Below are 3,837 nucleotides of genomic sequence, written 5' to 3' on the forward strand. Positions count from 1 at the left end.
TAAATCTCATTACCACGTCGGGCGAATTCTTCTTTGCTGTAGCGGAGTTGATTAACTGTCATTGTCCTGACCCCGTTGCCACTTTTGCCCCTCTATTTTAACCTAAACATTGGCAATCTTCGCTAACATTCCCCAACTGGGTCCACAAGAGCGGCATCGCACTTAGACTCACAGTTTCAATCAATGTGCATGGTGCGTTCCCCAAAATCGATCGCTGGAGCGGTAGGACTTGCATTAGGGAACGCACCCTACAAGATTCCTACACAAATAGTAGCGTATGCCGCCGTTCCGCGTGCAAGCGCTTGTTAGACAAATGAATGAAACAAAATTTTCACGGCTTCTCCTAATGAAATCTTAACGATATCCATAGATAATGATAGCCCTTTCTCTTTTACCAATGATTTTGCTTTATTCCATACAGTATCACTCCGTGCTTTATCTAAGAATTCATGCCCTTCCCATGTAATACGATTAATAATCACTAAATCTGGAATATCTGTTTTATGAGTGCTTGGATAATGGACATTTCCGTGTAATAAACCTGCTTCAATTAATAAGGCTTTGTGATAATTGACCTCATTACCTGAATAAGACGACAAATCAACCTCTATCTCTTTTTCAAGATCGAGGAGTATTAAGCGAATCAAGTCTATATTTCTTCGCATAAACTTACCTTACTATTCATAAAAAAGAAAACACTACATTTAAATTCATCAGTTTGTTTTGACTTTGATATAGGTATAAGTAGGGTTATCAAACTGCTGAACTGACGAATAGGAACCGGAAGTATCAACTTGGGAAGGAGGAAGATTGACAGTTATCCAATCGGCTTTCCCCTCCATAAATACGATTTCAATTTCGCCATTTTTATAAATCCGTTTTTCACATGGGCAAGGGGTACGACTTGGATTTACTGTTTCTGTTGAGGTCGGTGAACCAAGAACTTTCGCAACTACATCAGGTGTATTTCCTGCAATGTCGCTGATTTTAATAGCTGGTAATGCTTGGCTAGAAGATATGGGAACTGAAGGAGATGACTGCTCTACAACGTCAGGGGTAGAGTTACCACATCCAGTCAAAAGAATTAAAGAAACAAACGTTAAAAGTCTAAACTTCATGAATAGCTTCTCTATGGTATTACCAAGCCTAGCATTAAGATTTCGCTGGTTGATATTAGGTCTAACTACATATTATACGAAAACTTTCTGCATAACACTCTCCAGAGCAAAGATATGGGTCAACTTTCTGTATATCACCCGTCCTCATACAACATATATACTAATTTGTCAATAGGTAGTAATATTTAATCTGCTTATACTTCGAGTTTTGGTCTGAAAATGGGCGATCAATCCCACATTCCGCACCCTCAACTGTCACATAATACTAAATCGGTTGAGTAACGCACAGAAAACGGGTTTCTCGGAGAAACCCGTTTTCTGCTCATGCACTCATGCAAAAAGGGAGAATAAATAATCAGTCTTTAATAACCGGATTTAGGATTATTTAACCTTTAATCAAGGCTATCACTGGGGCCACCAATCTTCGATCACCTGCGCGATAGTATAGGGACAAAACTCGGGAAAAATGCTGAGGACTAAACCTGTTTGTTTGGCGGCTTCTCGACGCGCTCTGGTGTATTCCTTATCCAAAATTTGCGCGGGATAACCGCGTAGACTGGGACTATCCTCTAATTTGCGACGAATTTGCGATCGCCCATCATTGATGGAATCCAGCCAACTATCGGAGTGCCGTTGGGGTTGATATTGCCACTTGAGCAGATGAAGCAAAATTCGCTCCATTTGAGAACCAATCGCACTGCGTTCACTTTTCCCCAAATCCTCGATTTCCTCGATTAAATGCTCCCAGTCAATGGCATCCCAGCGTTGTTCCCGCAAAAGTTGAGCCGTATCCCGGGCCCAGAGAATTAAATCGCAATTGTAGGTGGTTGGCATAACCGGTTCCCTGTTTTTCAAGCTTTTCGGGTGGGATTGTGGGGTTAATTCTGTTAGGTTAACGATCCGGCGTTTTCTTAATGATAACTGATTACCGTTCGCTTACAGCCCCTTCCGCAGTTCTAGAGTTTCCCAAAACCAGAGACCTTGCACCTCACCATTAACAAAAATATAGGGCCACAACATATATACTCATTTGTCAATAGGTAGTAATATTTAATCTGCTTATATTTCGAGTTTTGGTCTGAAAATGGGCGATCAATAGAGCAGCAATTATTGTGGTTGGGTTGACCCAAGGAAACCCAACAAAGAGTAACCTTTGGGGTGGTTGGGTTTCGCTTTTTCAAGCGAATTGAGCTATTTTCGCCCCAGTCTTGTTTCGATCAACCCAACCTACGCGGCTTAGACTCACAGTTTCAATCAATGTGCATGGTGCGTTCCCAAAAATCGATCGCTGGAGCGGTAGAAGTTGCCTTAGGGAACGCACCCTACAAGATTGCGATCGCTCTAACGGCTGAGTTCAGCCGCCACAGAGAATCTTCAACTTCTATCAGATCATCTCTAGGCGGTCGGATGCAACGATTTGTTATGCGGTTGACTGCGAGGTTTGAGTGGAGTCGAAATAATTTGTCTGCTGCTAGTGGATTGTTTTTTACGAAGATCATTGCAAATTGCTTGCAAATCATAGTTAAAGGACTTCGCGTGTTCTTCACGTATTCTGTAAATTTCTTCTAGAACTTCATCTTTCCACATAATTAATCTCCCATTAGTTCATTAGGTGTACAAATCGTTGGCAGATCATATCCTGCTTCTATACTTATTTGTGCTAGTTTCTTTTGTATTTGAGCATTGGCAATATGCTTACAGTTCCAAGTTAAAAGATAGTCAATTCCGTAAAATGTAGCAACTGCAATATGAAGCGCATCATCAGAGGCTTTAGGGGGGGGGGAGATATAAAGCGTAAATTGCTCTCGGCGTGTGTCCCACCACTCTTGGGTAATCCCCAAGTTTGCCATGAGGATTAAGTTATTGCTGAGTCTGGCTGTTAAGTAACCAACCACGCTAGTTTCAACGTAAACAGTTTCGCTCATTTGAAATGCGCTAGTTAGATCTGTATTTTATCCCAATCTGTGCAAAACTGTCGCTACGAAGCGATGCGCCCTGCTACGCAGTGCCTTCGGCATCGCACTAACGTTGTTAGACCGTTCCACACCCGATTAGCTTAAACTGTTCAATGACTGAATTACGACTATTCCACCCTCGATCGCATCAAGTTGCATCCGATAGCCGTAGAGTAAACTCATACCAACTAAAGGGTCTGTTTCAGCTGCGTTAACATCAATATACCGATATTCACCGTCCCAAATAACAAGACCACTGTAAACGTCAAAGATACAGGTACTTCCATCCCCTAATGTTCCCTCTTCACGGCTATACAACCGTAAGTTGAGGCTGTTGATTACTGTCAGAGGTAAGGTCAAAAAGCCTGTGAACCCTGTATCAATAACAGCATCAATTACTTGCCTCTGTTTACTCTCATTGCTTACGACTAACCTAAGCCTTGCCTCGCAGTTTTGATCAACAATTCCGTTCATCATAAAGTTAAAGCAGACGACCTACGCCAAAGCGGTGAACGCCTTTATGTCCAATTCGGACACGCCAGATTTGAGCATCAGGGTTTCGTTCAAGCAATCGATTAGAAGCAGTTATTGTGTCATTGGCAAGCTCAAAAGCACCTGTTTCAATATCTATGGCTACAATCTTCCCATGATTGCCTTCCTCGACTTGGGGGCGCACCTGAGATTGATAAATCTCATTACCACGTCGGGCGAATTCTTCTTTGCTGTAGCGGAGTTGATTAACTGTCATTGTCCTGACCCCGTTG

Annotated in this window: 5 protein-coding genes and 1 pseudogene; all 6 read right to left on the reverse strand. The window is 42.3% G+C overall.

Features of this window, described 5'->3' with window-relative positions; translation table 11 throughout:
* Positions 1–305 precede the first annotated feature (305 nt).
* On the reverse strand, positions 306–665 hold the full coding sequence (locus O9290_RS19010) for a DUF2513 domain-containing protein (protein ID WP_002794465.1): 360 nt from the start codon (positions 663–665) through the stop codon (positions 306–308).
* Positions 666–713: 48 nt separating this feature from the next.
* Positions 714–1,118 carry a hypothetical protein gene (locus tag O9290_RS19015; RefSeq protein WP_043995791.1) on the reverse strand — a complete coding sequence of 135 codons (405 nt, stop codon included), beginning with the start codon at positions 1,116–1,118 and terminating at the stop codon, positions 714–716.
* Between the two features lie 405 nt (positions 1,119–1,523).
* Positions 1,524–1,952, reverse strand: a complete 429-nt coding sequence (locus O9290_RS19020) for a DUF29 domain-containing protein (RefSeq protein WP_002756725.1) — start codon at positions 1,950–1,952, stop codon at positions 1,524–1,526.
* Between the two features lie 755 nt (positions 1,953–2,707).
* A pseudogene (locus O9290_RS28560) lies at positions 2,708–2,896 on the reverse strand (type II toxin-antitoxin system VapC family toxin); the annotation flags it as partial.
* 273 nt (positions 2,897–3,169) lie between these two features.
* Positions 3,170–3,550, reverse strand: coding sequence for a hypothetical protein (locus tag O9290_RS19035; RefSeq protein ID WP_002756719.1), 381 nt, complete (start codon positions 3,548–3,550; stop codon positions 3,170–3,172).
* Between the two features lie 4 nt (positions 3,551–3,554).
* Entirely contained in the window at positions 3,555–3,821 is a 267-nt protein-coding gene (locus O9290_RS19040) for a hypothetical protein (protein ID WP_002733164.1), read from the reverse strand.
* Positions 3,822–3,837 lie beyond the last annotated feature (16 nt).

Source organism: Microcystis sp. LE19-41.2A, from assembly GCF_027530405.1.
Classification (GTDB): Bacteria; Cyanobacteriota; Cyanobacteriia; order Cyanobacteriales; family Microcystaceae; genus Microcystis; species Microcystis aeruginosa.